Consider the following 13979-nt stretch of genomic DNA (forward strand, 5'->3'; position numbering starts at 1 on the left):
GTAAGCGATGGGGTGACGCAGGAAGGTAGTCCAGCCCGGGCGGTGGTTGTCCCGGGGTAAGGGTGTAGGCCGTGTGGTAGGTAAATCCGTCACACGTTAAGGCTGAGACCTGATGCCGAGCCGATTGTGGTGAAGTGGATGATCCTATGCTGTCGAGAAAAGCCTCTAGCGAGTTTCATGGCGGCCCGTACCCTAAACCGACTCAGGTGGTCAGGTAGAGAATACCGAGGCGTTCGGGTGAACTATGGTTAAGGAACTCGGCAAAATGCCCCCGTAACTTCGGGAGAAGGGGGGCCATCACTGGTGATTGGATTTACTCCATGAGCTGGGGGTGGCCGCAGAGACCAGCGAGAAGCGACTGTTTACTAAAAACACAGGTCCGTGCGAAGCCGTAAGGCGATGTATACGGACTGACGCCTGCCCGGTGCTGGAACGTTAAGGGGACCGGTTAGCTGACTTTCGGGTCGGCGAAGCTGAGAACTTAAGCGCCAGTAAACGGCGGTGGTAACTATAACCATCCTAAGGTAGCGAAATTCCTTGTCGGGTAAGTTCCGACCTGCACGAATGGCGTAACGACTTCTCGACTGTCTCAACCATAGGCCCGGTGAAATTGCACTACGAGTAAAGATGCTCGTTTCGCGCAGCAGGACGGAAAGACCCCGGGACCTTTACTACAGTTTGATATTGGTGTTCGGTTCGGCTTGTGTAGGATAGGTGGGAGACTTTGAAGCAGCCACGCCAGTGGTTGTGGAGTCGTCGTTGAAATACCACTCTGGTCGTGCTGGATGTCTAACCTGGGTCCGTGATCCGGATCAGGGACAGTGTCTGATGGGTAGTTTAACTGGGGCGGTTGCCTCCTAAAGAGTAACGGAGGCGCCCAAAGGTTCCCTCAGCCTGGTTGGCAATCAGGTGTTGAGTGTAAGTGCACAAGGGAGCTTGACTGTGAGACCGACGGGTCGAGCAGGGACGAAAGTCGGGACTAGTGATCCGGCAGTGGCTTGTGGAAGCGCTGTCGCTCAACGGATAAAAGGTACCCCGGGGATAACAGGCTGATCTTCCCCAAGAGTCCATATCGACGGGATGGTTTGGCACCTCGATGTCGGCTCGTCGCATCCTGGGGCTGGAGTCGGTCCCAAGGGTTGGGCTGTTCGCCCATTAAAGCGGTACGCGAGCTGGGTTTAGAACGTCGTGAGACAGTTCGGTCCCTATCCGCTGTGCGCGTAGGAATATTGAGAAGGGCTGTCCCTAGTACGAGAGGACCGGGACGGACGAACCTCTGGTGTGCCAGTTGTTCTGCCAAGGGCATGGCTGGTTGGCTACGTTCGGAAAGGATAACCGCTGAAAGCATCTAAGCGGGAAGCCTGCTTCGAGATGAGTATTCCCACCAACTTGATTGGTTAAGGCTCCCAGTAGACGACTGGGTTGATAGGCCAGATGTGGAAGCCCGGTAACGGGTGGAGCTGACTGGTACTAATAGGCCGAGGGCTTGTCCTCAGTTGCTCGCGTCCACTGTGTTGTTCCCGGGTTGCGAACAGTCGCACCGGTTGAACAGCTTCACTGCTTAATTGAAAAGTGTGCTTGTTCGCTAGAACCCGATAGGGTTTCGGTGGTCATTGCGTTAGGGAAACGCCCGGTTACATTCCGAACCCGGAAGCTAAGCCTTTCAGCGCCGATGGTACTGCAGGGGGGACCCTGTGGGAGAGTAGGACGCCGCCGAACAATCTTTCAAGGACCCTTGGTCCCAGCGTTCACGCTGGGACCAAGGGTCCTTTTGTTTTGTCGAAGCGCGTCGGGTGTCCGGCTGCGCGAGAATGTCTTGTAGTACCCGATGACAGGAGTCACACCGATGTCCCCCAACTCTCCCGACGATCGTTCGGAGCGCGAGCCGCGTCGCCGGGACGGTGGTGACCGAGGCGGCTTCAGCGGCCGTCGCGACGACCGATCCGGCGGACCGCGCCGGGACAACGACCGTGGTGGCTACCGGCGTGACGACAGCCGGCCCACCGGTGGAAGCGGCGGCGGCGGTTTCCGCCGCGATGACCGCGACCGGGATCGTGCGCCGCGTCGCGACGACAGCCGCGGTGGTGGTTCCGGCGGTGGGTTCCGGCGGGATGACAGTCACGGTGGTGCCGGTGGTGGGTTCCGGCGCGATGACCGTGATCGTGACCGTGGTCCGCGTCGGGATGATGACCGCGGTGGCTACCGTGGTCCGCGGCGTGATGACGACCGTGGTGGGCGTCCTGCGGGTGGGTTCGAGCGGCGTGATGACCGTTCGCGTGGTCCCCGCCGTGACGATGACAGCCGTGGTGGCGGTTACCGGCGCGACGACAGCCGCGGTGGTGGCACCGGCGGCGGTTTCCGGCGGGATGAGCGTCCGGGTGGGTTCCGGCGGGATGACAGTCGCGGTGGTGCCGGTGGTGGGTTCCGGCGCGATGACCGTGATCGTGACCGTGGTCCGCGTCGGGACGATGACCGCGGTGGCTACCGTGGTCCGCGGCGTGATGACGACCGTGGTGGGCGTCCTGCGGGTGGGTTCGAGCGGCGTGATGACCGTTCGCGTGGTCCCCGCCGTGACGACGACAGCCGTGGTGGCGGTTACCGGCGCGACGACAGCCGCGGTGGTGGCACCGGCGGCGGTTTCCGGCGAGATGATCGGCGGGATGAGCGTCCGGGTGGGTTCCGGCGGGATGACAGTCGCGGTGGTGCCGGTGGTGGGTTCCGGCGAGATGACCGTGATCGTGATCGTGACCGTGGTCCGCGTCGGGATGATGACCGCGGTGGCTACCGTGGTCCGCGGCGTGATGACGACCGTGGTGGGCGTCCTGCGGGTGGGTTCGAGCGGCGTGATGACCGTTCGCGTGGTCCCCGCCGTGACGACGACAGCCGTGGTGGCGGTTACCGGCGCGACGACAGCCGCGGTGGTGGCACCGGCGGCGGTTTCCGGCGGGACGACAGCCGCGGTGGTGGCACCGGCGGCGGTTTCCGGCGGGACGACAGCCGCGGTGGTGGCACCGGCGGCGGTTTCCGGCGGGACGACAGCCGGGGCGGGGGTTACCGCGGGCAGCGGGACGACCGCGGTGGCCGGGGTGGTTACCGCGGTCGCGACGACCGTGGTGGGTACGAGCGGCGTGACGACCGGGATCGTGAGCCCATCAAGCGGCTTCCGATTCCTGACGACGTCACCGGTGACGAGATCGACAAGGACGTGCGGCAGGAGCTGATGAGCCTGCCGAAGACCCTGGCCGAGGATGTGGCCAGGAATCTCGTGATGGTGGCCCGGCTGATCGACGAGGACCCTGAGCAGGCGTACGCGTACTCGCGGATCGCGTTGCGACTGGCCTCGCGGGTTGCTGCCGTGCGTGAGGCGGCCGGGTTCGCCGCGTACGCGACGCAGAAGTACTCGGAGGCGCTGGCGGAGTTCCGGGCGGCCAAGCGGATGACCGGTTCCGTGGAGCTGTGGCCCGTCATGGCCGACTGCGAGCGCGGACTCGGGCGGCCCGAGCGGGCGATGGCCATGGCCGGCGAGCCCGAGGTACAGAAGCTGGACAAGGCCGGTCAGGTCGAGATGCGTCTGGTGGCTGCCGGGGCCCGTAGGGACATGGGGCAGATCGATGCCGCCATCGTCACGCTGCAGAGCTCCGAGCTCGCCTCGAGCGCCGTGCATCCGTGGACTCCGCGGCTGCGCTATGCGTACGCGGACGCGCTGCTGGCGGCGGGGCGCGAGGACGAGGCGCGTGAGTGGTTCGGGAAGGCGCTGGAGGCCGACAAGGACGGCGCCACCGATTCCTCGGACCGGCTTGCCGAGCTGGACGGTGTCGAGTTCGTCGATGCCCTCGGTGAGGACGAGGACGAGGACGAGGACGAGGACGACGCCGCTCAGGCGCCGGCCGCCGCCGCGGATGACGACAAGAGCGACGGCAAGGACGAGGACGGGGACGGTACGTCCGAGTCGTAAGGCATGAGGAAGGGCGGCACTCCGGAAGGGGTGCCGCCCTTTTTTGTTGCTGCGGGGGTCAGCCGAGGGCGAGGCTTCGCAGGACCAGGCCGGTGGCCGGCTTGGGGCCGAAGGAAGTCGACTTGCGGGGCATGGTGACGCCCTGTCGGGCGAGATCCCGGACGACTTCCTCACGTACCGGATGCATCAGGACCGCCGTGGCATTGTGACGTTCGGCCTGTTCGACGACGGCCGCGGTGTCGTGTATGTACGCGATGTGCTCCGGGGTGTCGGGGATCTGCCAGACGTGGTCGAGCAGAGCCGCGTGCAGGACCGTCGCGTCGAGGTTCTGCCAGGCGGTCGGACGGTCGGCCGGAATCGTACGGGACAGCAGGCCGGTGTCGGGACGGTCGATGAGGTGGAAGCCGCCGTCGCCCGCGAGCAGGAATGCGTTGCCTTCGGCGGCCGCCTCGGCGAGTGCGTCCAGGGCCCGGGGGAGCGGGCCCTCGATGTCGCGGATGCGGAAGAGGCCGTTGAGCGCGGCGAGTGCGTCGGCGACCGGGAAGCGGTGCAGCAGCCGGTGGATGGCGCGGACCCGGAGCGGGTAGAGGGCCGTGTCGACGAGGAGGACCAGGCCGAAGTCCCAGGGGCCGGGAGCTGTCTGCTCCTGCTGGAGGCGGAGGTAGGTGGCCCAGCGGTGGTGGCCGTCGGCGATCAAGGCCTGATGGTGGGCGAGATCGGCCTCGATCTCCGCCCGGTCGGCCGGGTGAGTGACCGCCCAGAGCCGGTGGCTGTAGCCGTCCTCGGTGGTGGTGGAGAGGAGCGGCGGCCGGTGGATGGTCCGTTCGATGACGGCGGTCGCGCCGGTCGGGTGGCCCTCGCTGCGGTAGGTGAGCAGCAGCGGTTCGAGATGGGCCGCGGTGGTGCGCATCAGGTTGGCCCGGTCCTCGACGACATGGGCCATCACGTCCTCGTGCGGCAGCACGATGCCGTCGGCGGGGGAGGAGAGCGCCAGCGCGCCGACGATGCCGCGTTGCAGGATCTCGGCATTGCTCTGCTCGTAGACGTACAGCGCGGGCTCGGGATCGGGAGCGAGTATGCCCTCGGCCAGCCAGCGGTTCAGGGTCTCGGCGGCCTGCGTGTGGCGGTCCGCGGCCGTGTCGGCCTGCGGCAGGATCAGCCGGACGATGTTGTGCGGATCCGCCGACTCCAGGTGGTGCAGCCCGTCTGGGCGCACGACGACGTCGTACGGCGGTGAGGTCACCGCGGCAAGACTGCCGACCCGCTCGGGGACATATCGCAGTCCACGGAACGGAATCAGACGCAGTCCCTGCCCGGCCGGACCTGATGTGTTCATTTCTGCATCGTATGTGTGTGGCCGGGATGCGCGATGATCTGGACAGAAGTATGGAATGAGGAGCGCAAAGAATGAGTCAGGCGAGCAGGACCAGGCCGAGCAGCAGCACTGCGTTGAACGAGGCGTACGACACGGCGCTGCTCGATCTCGACGGGGTGGTGTACGCGGGCGGTCATGCGGTCGTCCACGCCGTCGAGTCGCTGGGAGCGGCGCGGGACGGCGGGATGCACCTGGCGTATGTGACGAACAATGCCCTGCGGACCCCGGCCGCGGTGGCCGAGCATCTGACCGAACTCGGGGTTCCCACCGAGCCCGCCGATGTGATCACCTCGGCGCAGGCGGTGGCCAGGCTGATGGCCGATCAGTTGCCGGCCGGGGCGCGGGTGCTGGTGGTGGGCGGCGAGGGACTGCGCGTCGCGCTGCGGGAGCGTGGTCTGGTGCCGGTGGAATCGGCGGACGACGAGCCGGTCGCGGTGGCGCAGGGGTACGGCGGGCCCGACATGACGTGGGGGCGGTTCGCCGAGGCCGCGTACGCGATTGCGCGGGGGGTGCCGTGGTTCGCGTCCAACACGGATCTGACGATTCCGAGTGCCCGGGGGATCGGGCCGGGGAACGGCGCGGCGGTGGAGGTCGTACGGATTGCGACCGGGGCCGAGCCGCAGGTCGCCGGGAAACCGTTGCCTCCGATGCACCGGGAGACGGTGCTGCGGACCGGGGCCGAGCGCCCGCTGGTGGTCGGGGACCGGCTGGACACGGACATCGAGGGCGCGTTCAACGGCGGTGTGGACTCGCTGCTGGTGCTCACCGGGGTGACGGACGCGGCGCAGTTGGTGGCCGCCGAGCCGAAGCACCGGCCGACGTATGTGGACGCGGATCTGCGGGGGCTGCTGACCGGGCAGCCCGAGGTGGTGCGGGCGGGCGATGGGTTCGGTTGCGGCGGCTGGACGGCGTCGGTGCGCGGTGGCGACCTGGTGCTCGAAGGGGACGGGGACGTGCTCGACGGGCTGCGGGCGCTCTGCGGGGCGGCGTGGTCGTACGCCGGAGACGGCTCGTGCGGGCTGGACGCGGGGAAGGCGGTCGCCAGGCTGGGGCTGTGAAGGGTGGCTCCCGGCAATTTGAGTCAAGAGGAGGGTAGGCTAACCTAACTTTGTTCTGCTCGGTGTGTCGCCGTCCGGATGGCCGACCCGCCGGGCGACCGGGCTCGGCCCCGGCCTCCGCTCGTGGCGAGGGACGACCCGGGCACCCGATAACCTTCGACTCCGGGAGTACGACCATGCAGCGCCTCACCGCGGACTCGGTGACCCTCGGCTACGACCAGCGGGTCATCGCGGAGAATCTCTCGGTCGAGATCCCCGACAACTCGTTCACGGTGATCGTCGGCCCCAACGCCTGCGGCAAGTCGACCCTGTTGCGCGCGCTCTCGCGGATGCTGAAGCCGAACAGCGGGCGGGCACTCCTGGACGGGCAGACGATCCACGGAATGCCGGCCAAGAAGGTCGCCAAGACGCTTGGGCTGCTGCCGCAGTCCTCCATCGCGCCGGACGGCATCACCGTCGCCGACCTCGTCGGGCGCGGCCGATATCCGCACCAGGGGCTGTTGCGCCAGTGGTCGCCGGACGACGAACGCATTGTCGAGGAATCGATGGCTGCTACCGGAGTCGACGCACTTGCCGATCGCTATGTCGATGAATTGTCCGGCGGACAGCGGCAGCGTGTCTGGATCGCCATGGCGCTCGCCCAGCAGACGCCGCTGCTGCTGCTCGACGAGCCGACGACGTACCTCGACATCCAGCACCAGATCGATGTCCTCGATCTTTGCGCGGAGCTGCACGAGACACAGGGGCGCACCCTGGTGGCCGTCCTGCACGATCTGAATCACGCCGCGCGGTACGCCACGCACCTCATCGCGATGCGGGAAGGCGAGGTGATCGCCGAGGGGACACCCGGCGAGGTCGTCACCGCGGCGCTGGTGGAGCGGGTCTTCGGGCTGCGCTGCCAGGTCATCGACGACCCGGAGACCGGGACGCCGTTGGTGGTGCCGGCCGCGCGCAAGCCGCGGAGCGGCGCGGTGGGCGTGCAGGGCAAGGCGGCTGCCGGGGTGTCGGCAGGGGGCTGACCGAACGGGGGCCTGCCCCCAGTGGCGGGACCGGCCGGGAAAGCGGATCCGCCCCGCGGCTACAGCAGCGACCTGAGCCTCAGCAGGTCGCGGAAGCCTGCCTCCAGGCGGACCCGGCCCGCGCCCCATGCCCTGGCGAAGTTCATTTCGCCGTTCACCATGGCCACCAGGTCATCGCCGGTCATCGCGAGCCGGATCTCGGCCTTGTCCCTGGGCGGGCCGTCGACCGTGTCCAGGACCTGGATCCGGCCATTGGCCAGCCGGCCGGTGAAGGTGACGTCGAGGTCCTTGATGTGACAGCTCAGCGAGCGGTCGAGGGCAGCCGCGCTGCGCACGTCGCCGTCGGCCCTCGCGAGGTTGTCGGAAAGTTTGTCGAGTGCGCTGCGGCACTCCGCCATGGTCGCCATCTTGACCGACGGTACCGCAGCCCTTCACGGTAGCGTTTCCCGCATGAGCGACTCGATGCCGGAGTCCGGGACGGCAGCCGGAACAGCGCCCGGAGTGACACCCGTGGCCGTGGCGGAAGAACCGTCCGAAGAGGGCGTGGCCCCGGCCGCCGCAACCCCTGTCGAGCCCGCCGCACCCGCGCCCCTCGGCCTCGTACGCACCCCCACCGGCAACGCCGAGGTCGACGCACGGCTGGAGCGTCTCGCCGATGCGGACCACCTCCCGGCGGACGGACACATCGAGGTGTACGAGGATGTACACGGTGGGCTGCGCGATGCGCTGACCGCGCTGGACGCCAGGCCCGCACCCGCACCGGTACCCGCACCGATGCCCTCGTACAACAACAGGAGCTGAACCGAACGTGGCAGGAGTGGCACGTCGCCGCCTCGACGCCGAGCTGGTACGCCGTAAGCTCGCCCGCTCGCGCGAGCATGCGAGCCAGCTGATCGCCGCAGGGCGGGTGACCGTCGGCGGAAACACCGCGACCAAACCCGCCACCCAGGTCGAGACCAGCGCCGCTGTCGTCGTGATCAAGGACGACAGCGACCCCGAGTACGTCTCGCGCGGCGGGCACAAGCTCGCCGGCGCCCTCGCCGCCTTCGTACCCCTCGGGCTGAAGGTCGAGGGGCGGCGGGCGCTGGACGCCGGGGCGTCGACCGGTGGCTTCACCGACGTACTGCTGCGGGCCGGCGCCGGTCATGTCGTCGCCGTCGACGTCGGCTACGGGCAGCTCGCCTGGTCGCTCCAGTCCGATGAGCGCGTCACCGTCAAGGACCGTACCAACGTACGGGAGTTGACGCTGGAAGCCATCGACGGGAAGCCGGTGGACCTGGTCGTCGGCGATCTGTCGTTCATCCCGCTGGGGCTGGTCCTGCCCGCTCTGGCGCGCTGCGCCGCCCCGGAGGCGGACCTGGTCCTCATGGTCAAGCCGCAGTTCGAGGTCGGCAAGGAGCGGCTCGGCAGCGGCGGCGTGGTGCGCAGCCCCGAGCTGCGGGCCGAAGCGGTACGGGAGGTGGCGCGCCGGGCCTGGGCGCTGGGCCTCGGAGTGCAGGGGGTGACGGCGAGTCCACTGCCGGGGCCCTCGGGAAATGTCGAGTACTTTCTGTGGCTGCGGGCCGGAGCACCTGAGCTGGATCCCGCAGATGTCGACCGTGCAGTGGCGGAGGGGCCTCGTTGACGACGAATGCGGCACGAACTGTCTTTCTTTTGGCACACACCGGGCGCCCGGCCGCGATCCGCAGCGCCGAGCTGGTCGTACAGGGACTGTTGCGCAGCGGCCTCGGCGTACGGGTGCTGGCCACCGAGGCGGCCGATCTCCCGCTGCCGCCGTCCGTCGAGACTGTCACAGATACCACGCCCAAGGCCGTGGACGGCTGTGAGCTGCTGATCGTGCTCGGCGGGGACGGCACGCTGCTTCGCGGCGCCGAACTCTCCCGCGCCTCAGGGGTGCCGATGCTCGGCGTCAACCTCGGCCGGGTCGGCTTCCTCGCCGAGGCCGAGCGGGACGACCTGGACAAGGTCGTCGACCGGGTCGTCACCCGGGCGTACCAGGTCGAGGAACGGATGACGCTCGACGTCGTCGTGCACAGCAACGGCGACATCGTCCACACCGACTGGGCGCTCAACGAAGCGGCCGTGCAGAAGGTGTCGCCCGAGCGGATGCTGGAGGTGGTCCTGGAGATCGACGGCCGGCCGGTGACCGGGTTCGGCTGCGACGGGATCGTCTGCGCGACCCCGACCGGATCGACCGCATACGCCTTCTCGGCGGGCGGCCCCGTCGTCTGGCCCGAGGTCGAGGCGCTGTTGATGGTGCCGATCAGCGCCCATGCACTGTTCGCCAAGCCACTGGTGACCTCGCCGACCTCGGTGCTCGCCGTCGAGGTCCAGCAGCACACCCCGCACGGAGTGCTGTGGTGCGACGGGCGCAGGACCGTGGAGCTGCCCGCGGGGGCGCGGGTCGAGGTGCGGCGTGGCGCGGTGCCCGTGCGGCTCGCCCGGCTGCACCACGCCTCGTTCACGGACCGGCTGGTGGCGAAGTTCGCACTGCCCGTCTCGGGGTGGCGGGGCGCGCCGCACTGACCGGCGGACATTCCCCCGGTGGCGGTGCGAATGCTCCAGGAGCACACGGGAGAGTGAACCCCGGCAGGCGGGGCCCGTCGCACATCGGGGCCCGGACCTCGTAAGGTCATGTCCGTGTTGGAGGAGATGCGGATACGGTCGCTCGGAGTCATCGACGACGCGGTGGTCGAGCTGTCACCCGGTTTCACCGCGGTGACGGGTGAGACCGGCGCGGGCAAGACCATGGTCGTCACCAGCCTGGGGCTGTTGCTCGGTGGGCGTGCCGACCCTGCCCTGGTACGGATCGGGGCCAAGGCCGCGGTCGTCGAGGGGCGGATCACGGTGTCCGACGGCGACGCCGTGGCCCTGCGGGCCGAGGAGGCCGGGGCCGAATTCGACGACGGCGCGCTGTTGATCAGCCGTACCGTCTCCGCGGAGGGGCGCTCCCGGGCGCATCTCGGCGGCAGGTCCGTGCCGGTGGGGGTGCTCGCCGAACTCGCCGACGAACTCGTCGCCGTGCACGGCCAGACCGACCAGCAGGGGCTGCTCAAGCCCGCGCGGCAGCGGCAGGCCCTCGACCGGTACGCGGGCGACGGTGTCGCCGTGCCGCACGCCAAGTACGCGGCGGCCTACCGGCGGCTGCGGGCCGTCGTCACGGAGCTCGACGAGCTGACGACGCGCGCCCGCGAACGCGCCCAGGAAGCGGATCTGCTGCGCTTCGGGCTGGGCGAGATCGCCGCGGTCGAACCACTCGCGGGTGAGGACGGCGACCTGGCCGCCGAGGCCGAGCGGCTCGGCCATGCCGAAGCGCTCGCTTCCGCGGCGGCCCTCGCACACACCGCGCTCGCGGGCAACCCGGAGGACCCGGAGGGCGTCGACGCGACGACCGTGGTCGCGGCCGCCGGACGGTCCCTGGACGCCGTACGGGCCCACGATCCGGCGCTGGCCGCGCTCGCCGACCGGATCGGCGAGATCTCGATCCTGCTCGCCGATGTGGCGGGCGAACTGGCCGGGTACGCCGACCAGCTGGACGCCGATCCGCTGCGGCTCGCCGCGGTGGAGGAGCGGCGGGCCGCGCTCACCGGACTCACCCGTAAGTACGGCGAGGACATCACCGCCGTACTCGCCTGGGCCGAGGAAGGGGCCGCCCGGCTCACCGAGCTGGAGGGCGACGACGACCGCATCGGCGAGCTGACGGCGGAGCGCGATGCGTTGCGCGCCGAACTCTCGGGCCTCGGGCAGGCGTTGACCGATGCGCGTACGGGGGCGGCGGAGCGCTTCGCCGAGGCGGTGACCGCGGAGCTGGCATCCCTCGCCATGCCGCACGCCCGGGTCTCCTTCGACATCCGGCAGACCGAGGCGGCGGACGAGGCATCCGGCATCGAGATCGGCGGGCGGAGTGTGGTCTACGGGCCGTCCGGCGCCGACGAGGTCGAGCTTCTGCTGGCCCCGCACCCCGGCGCCCAGCCGCGGCCGATCGCCAAGGGCGCGTCGGGCGGTGAGCTGTCCCGGGTGATGCTCGCCGTCGAGGTGGTGTTCGCCGGCTCCGATCCCGTACCCACGTACCTCTTCGACGAGGTCGACGCGGGCGTCGGTGGCAAGGCGGCCGTCGAGGTCGGGCGGCGGCTGGCGAAGCTCGCCAGGTCCGCGCAGGTCGTCGTCGTCACGCACCTGCCGCAGGTGGCGGCCTTCGCGGACCGGCAGTTGCTGGTCGAGAAGACGGTCGACGGGGCGGTGACCAGCAGCGGAGTCACGGTCCTGGAGGGCGAGGACCGGGTACGGGAGCTGTCCCGGATGCTCGCGGGCCAGGAGGACTCGCAGACGGCCCGGGCCCATGCGGAGGAGCTGCTGGCCGCGGCGCGGGCCGACGGGTAGCGGGGGCTTCGCGGCCGCCGGGCGCGTGTTCGTGCTCAGTCTCCGGGCGGGCTTGTCAATCGAGTCCGCCCGGCGATTTGCGGACGCAGCGGCCCGCCGGACGGTCCCGGCGGGCCGCTGCGTAGCCTGGCCCGCATGGGAGCAACGTTCAGCAAAGCCGCAGTGTCCGGTGCCGTCGCCGCCGCCGTCGCGAGGGGTGCGTACGGAGCGCTCCGGGCCCGGCCGCGCAGGCGCTGGCAGCGAACCAACTACGCGGGCCGTACCGTCGATCTGTACGCGGGGCCGGCCGTCGCTCTCGGCGCCGCAGCCGGCACCGCCGTTCTCCCACTGCCTGCGCGTACCCGGTGCGCCGCCGTGCTCGCCGTTCTCGCGGCCGGCGGCTGCGGTGCCTACGACGACCTCGTCGGTGCGGACGATCCGCGCCGCGGGTTCCGTGCCCACCTGGGTGCGCTGCGGGACGGCGAGGTGACCAGTGGCGCGGTGAAGCTCTTCGGAATCGGGGCCGCGGGGCTTGCGGCCGGTGCGCTGCTCAAGGAGCGGCCCGTCGACCGGGTTCTCGCCGGCGTCGTGATCGCCGGAAGTGCGCACCTCGTCAATCTGGCGGATGTACGGCCCGCCGTGGCCGCCGCCACCGTGCTCGTCCTCGGGGCCCCGGGCCTGCCGGGCGCGCTCGCCGCCGCGCCCATGGGGGCCGCGGCAGCCCTTGTCGCCGACGACCTGGGTGAGCGCACCATGATCGGGGACACGGGGGCCCACGCCCTGGGCGCCGCACTCGGTGTCGCCATCGTCGCGGGCCGCGGCCGGGCCGGGCTCGTCGCCCATGCGGCGGGGCTTGTCGCGGCGACGGTGTACGGGGACCGGATCAGCCGACTCGCCCACATGCTGTCGGACCGCTGACAGGGTCCACGGACGCGGCAACATCACGCCGCCTCCTCACCCGTGCGAGTGGTGCGTCATGGCCGGTTGCTGTTGTATGCAGCGGGACAGCGGCTCGACTGTGCCGGAACGTGCGTACGGACTGGCATCCTTGGCGGTGCCATCACCGCCCACTCGGGAGCCCCGGGAGCCATTCAACGTGTCACAGCTGCGTACGGTCCAAGTCCTGGGCGGCGGCAGCGCGGGCAGCAGCGCCCACGTCAGCTCGCTGGCCGCAGGGCTGGTGGCGAGAGGCGTGCACGTCACCGTCTGTGCCCCGGCCGAACTGGACCACGCCTACGGCTTCTCCGGTGCGGGTGCCCGGTTCGCCCCCGTACCGCGGCGCAGTGATCCCGCCGCCGTTGCCGCGCTTCGTGCCGCCTGCCTGACGGCGGACGTGGTCCACGCGCACGGTCTGCACGCCGCCGTACGCGCCACTCTTGCGCTCGGCGGCCGCTGTATTCCGCTGGTCGTCACCTGGCACGCTCGTGCCCACGCCGAGGGAGCCCGCAGCCGGCTGCTTCATCTGATGGAGCGAAGAGCCGCCCGTGCGGCGGCAGTTGTGCTCGGTACGACATCGGACCTGGTCGACCGGGCGCGGCACCGAGGAGCGCGCGATGCCCGGCTCTCGCCGGTCTCCGCCCCCGTGCCGCGCGTTCCCGCCGGTGTCCACGAAGGCAAGGCGCGGGCCGAACTCGGTGTGGTGGAACGGCCGTTGATCGTGTCGTACGGGAGTCTCGTACCGCATCACGGGTACGACATGCTGCTCGATGCCGCACGGGTATGGCGCGAACTCGACCCCGTACCGCTGCTGATCATCGTGGGGGAGGGACGGGAGCGGGCCGCTCTGCAGCGCCGGATCAGGAACGAGGGACTGCCCGTCCGGCTCATCGGCAGCCGCGACGACATCGCAGAACTTCTCGCCGCTGCCGATCTGGTCGTGCTGTCCAGCCGGTGGGAGGCCCGCTCGGTGCTGGCCCAGGAGGCGCTGCGGCTCGGCGTTCCGCTGGTCGCCACCGCGGTCGGAGGGGTGCCCGAACTCGTGGGGGACGGAGCGGAGCTCGTACCGTACGGGAATGCGGAGGCGCTCGCGCGGGCAGTGGTCAGGCTGCTCGGTGATCCGGAGCGGCGCGCGCAGCTGGTGGCCGCGGGGCTTGTGCAGGCCGCGAGTTGGCCGACGGAGGACGACACGATCGCTCAAGTTCTCAGCATCTATGACGAGTTGACGAAGCCGTTGGCGGTGGCGCGGACGAGGTGATCGGCTGCTCGTCGGACGA

General features: G+C 69.7%; 12 protein-coding genes and 2 rRNA genes (1 of these 14 only partly in view). 12 read left to right on the top strand and 2 right to left on the bottom strand.

Annotated features, from left to right (window positions below):
• The 4 genes from OG953_RS33145 to OG953_RS33160 all read left to right on the top strand — a co-directional run.
• Positions 1-1494: ribosomal RNA gene (locus OG953_RS33145) — 23S ribosomal RNA — on the top strand; it begins 1631 nt to the left of the window's first position.
• A 108-nt stretch (positions 1495-1602) separates the two neighbouring features.
• A 5S ribosomal RNA gene (rrf, locus tag OG953_RS33150) occupies positions 1603-1719 on the top strand.
• Between the two features lie 266 nt (positions 1720-1985).
• The gene (locus tag OG953_RS33155; protein WP_405688913.1) at positions 1986-3221 is read left to right on the top strand and encodes a hypothetical protein; all 1236 of its coding nucleotides are present in this window, start codon (positions 1986-1988) and stop codon (positions 3219-3221) included.
• On the top strand, positions 3221-3955 hold the full coding sequence (locus OG953_RS33160) for a tetratricopeptide repeat protein (protein WP_405688914.1): 735 nt from the start codon (positions 3221-3223) through the stop codon (positions 3953-3955). The genes OG953_RS33155 and OG953_RS33160 overlap by 1 nt, the downstream gene beginning before the upstream one ends.
• 58 nt (positions 3956-4013) lie before the next feature.
• Here OG953_RS33160 and OG953_RS33165 read toward each other — a convergent pair whose 3' ends face one another.
• Positions 4014-5291, bottom strand: a complete 1278-nt coding sequence (locus OG953_RS33165; protein WP_405688916.1) for a DUF1015 family protein — start codon at positions 5289-5291, stop codon at positions 4014-4016.
• Positions 5292-5362: 71 nt separating this feature from the next.
• On the opposite strand from OG953_RS33165, the gene OG953_RS33170 reads away from it, so the two are divergent.
• Entirely contained in the window at positions 5363-6388 is a 1026-nt protein-coding gene (locus OG953_RS33170; protein WP_405688917.1) for an HAD hydrolase-like protein, read from the top strand.
• Positions 6389-6564: 176 nt separating this feature from the next.
• A complete protein-coding gene (locus OG953_RS33175) occupies positions 6565-7407 on the top strand; it encodes an ABC transporter ATP-binding protein (RefSeq protein ID WP_405688918.1) in 843 nt (280 codons plus the stop codon).
• Between the two features lie 59 nt (positions 7408-7466).
• Here OG953_RS33175 and OG953_RS33180 read toward each other — a convergent pair whose 3' ends face one another.
• On the bottom strand, positions 7467-7814 hold the full coding sequence (locus OG953_RS33180) for an SCP2 sterol-binding domain-containing protein (protein ID WP_405688919.1): 348 nt from the start codon (positions 7812-7814) through the stop codon (positions 7467-7469).
• Positions 7815-7857: 43 nt separating this feature from the next.
• Here OG953_RS33180 and OG953_RS33185 point away from each other — a divergent pair, with 43 nt between their 5' ends.
• From OG953_RS33185 to OG953_RS33210, 6 genes are all read left to right on the top strand, one after another.
• Positions 7858-8208 (top strand): hypothetical protein, encoded by a 351-nt coding sequence (locus OG953_RS33185; protein ID WP_405688920.1) that lies wholly within the window; start codon positions 7858-7860, stop codon positions 8206-8208.
• A gap of 7 nt (positions 8209-8215) precedes the next feature.
• Complete coding sequence (locus OG953_RS33190) at positions 8216-9031, top strand: TlyA family RNA methyltransferase (RefSeq protein ID WP_405688921.1); 816 nt, start codon at positions 8216-8218, stop codon at positions 9029-9031.
• Complete coding sequence (locus tag OG953_RS33195; RefSeq protein ID WP_383977202.1) at positions 9028-9933, top strand: NAD kinase; 906 nt, start codon at positions 9028-9030, stop codon at positions 9931-9933. The genes OG953_RS33190 and OG953_RS33195 overlap by 4 nt, the downstream gene beginning before the upstream one ends.
• 108 nt (positions 9934-10041) lie before the next feature.
• The gene (gene recN, locus OG953_RS33200; protein ID WP_405688922.1) at positions 10042-11787 is read left to right on the top strand and encodes a DNA repair protein RecN; all 1746 of its coding nucleotides are present in this window, start codon (positions 10042-10044) and stop codon (positions 11785-11787) included.
• Between the two features lie 135 nt (positions 11788-11922).
• Positions 11923-12684 carry a hypothetical protein gene (locus OG953_RS33205; RefSeq protein WP_405688923.1) on the top strand — a complete coding sequence of 254 codons (762 nt, stop codon included), beginning with the start codon at positions 11923-11925 and terminating at the stop codon, positions 12682-12684.
• 178 nt (positions 12685-12862) lie between these two features.
• Entirely contained in the window at positions 12863-13960 is a 1098-nt protein-coding gene (locus tag OG953_RS33210; RefSeq protein WP_405688924.1) for a glycosyltransferase family 4 protein, read from the top strand.
• Positions 13961-13979 lie beyond the last annotated feature (19 nt).

Source organism: Streptomyces sp. NBC_00057 (assembly GCF_045041165.1).
Classification (GTDB): Bacteria; Actinomycetota; Actinomycetes; order Streptomycetales; family Streptomycetaceae; genus Streptomyces.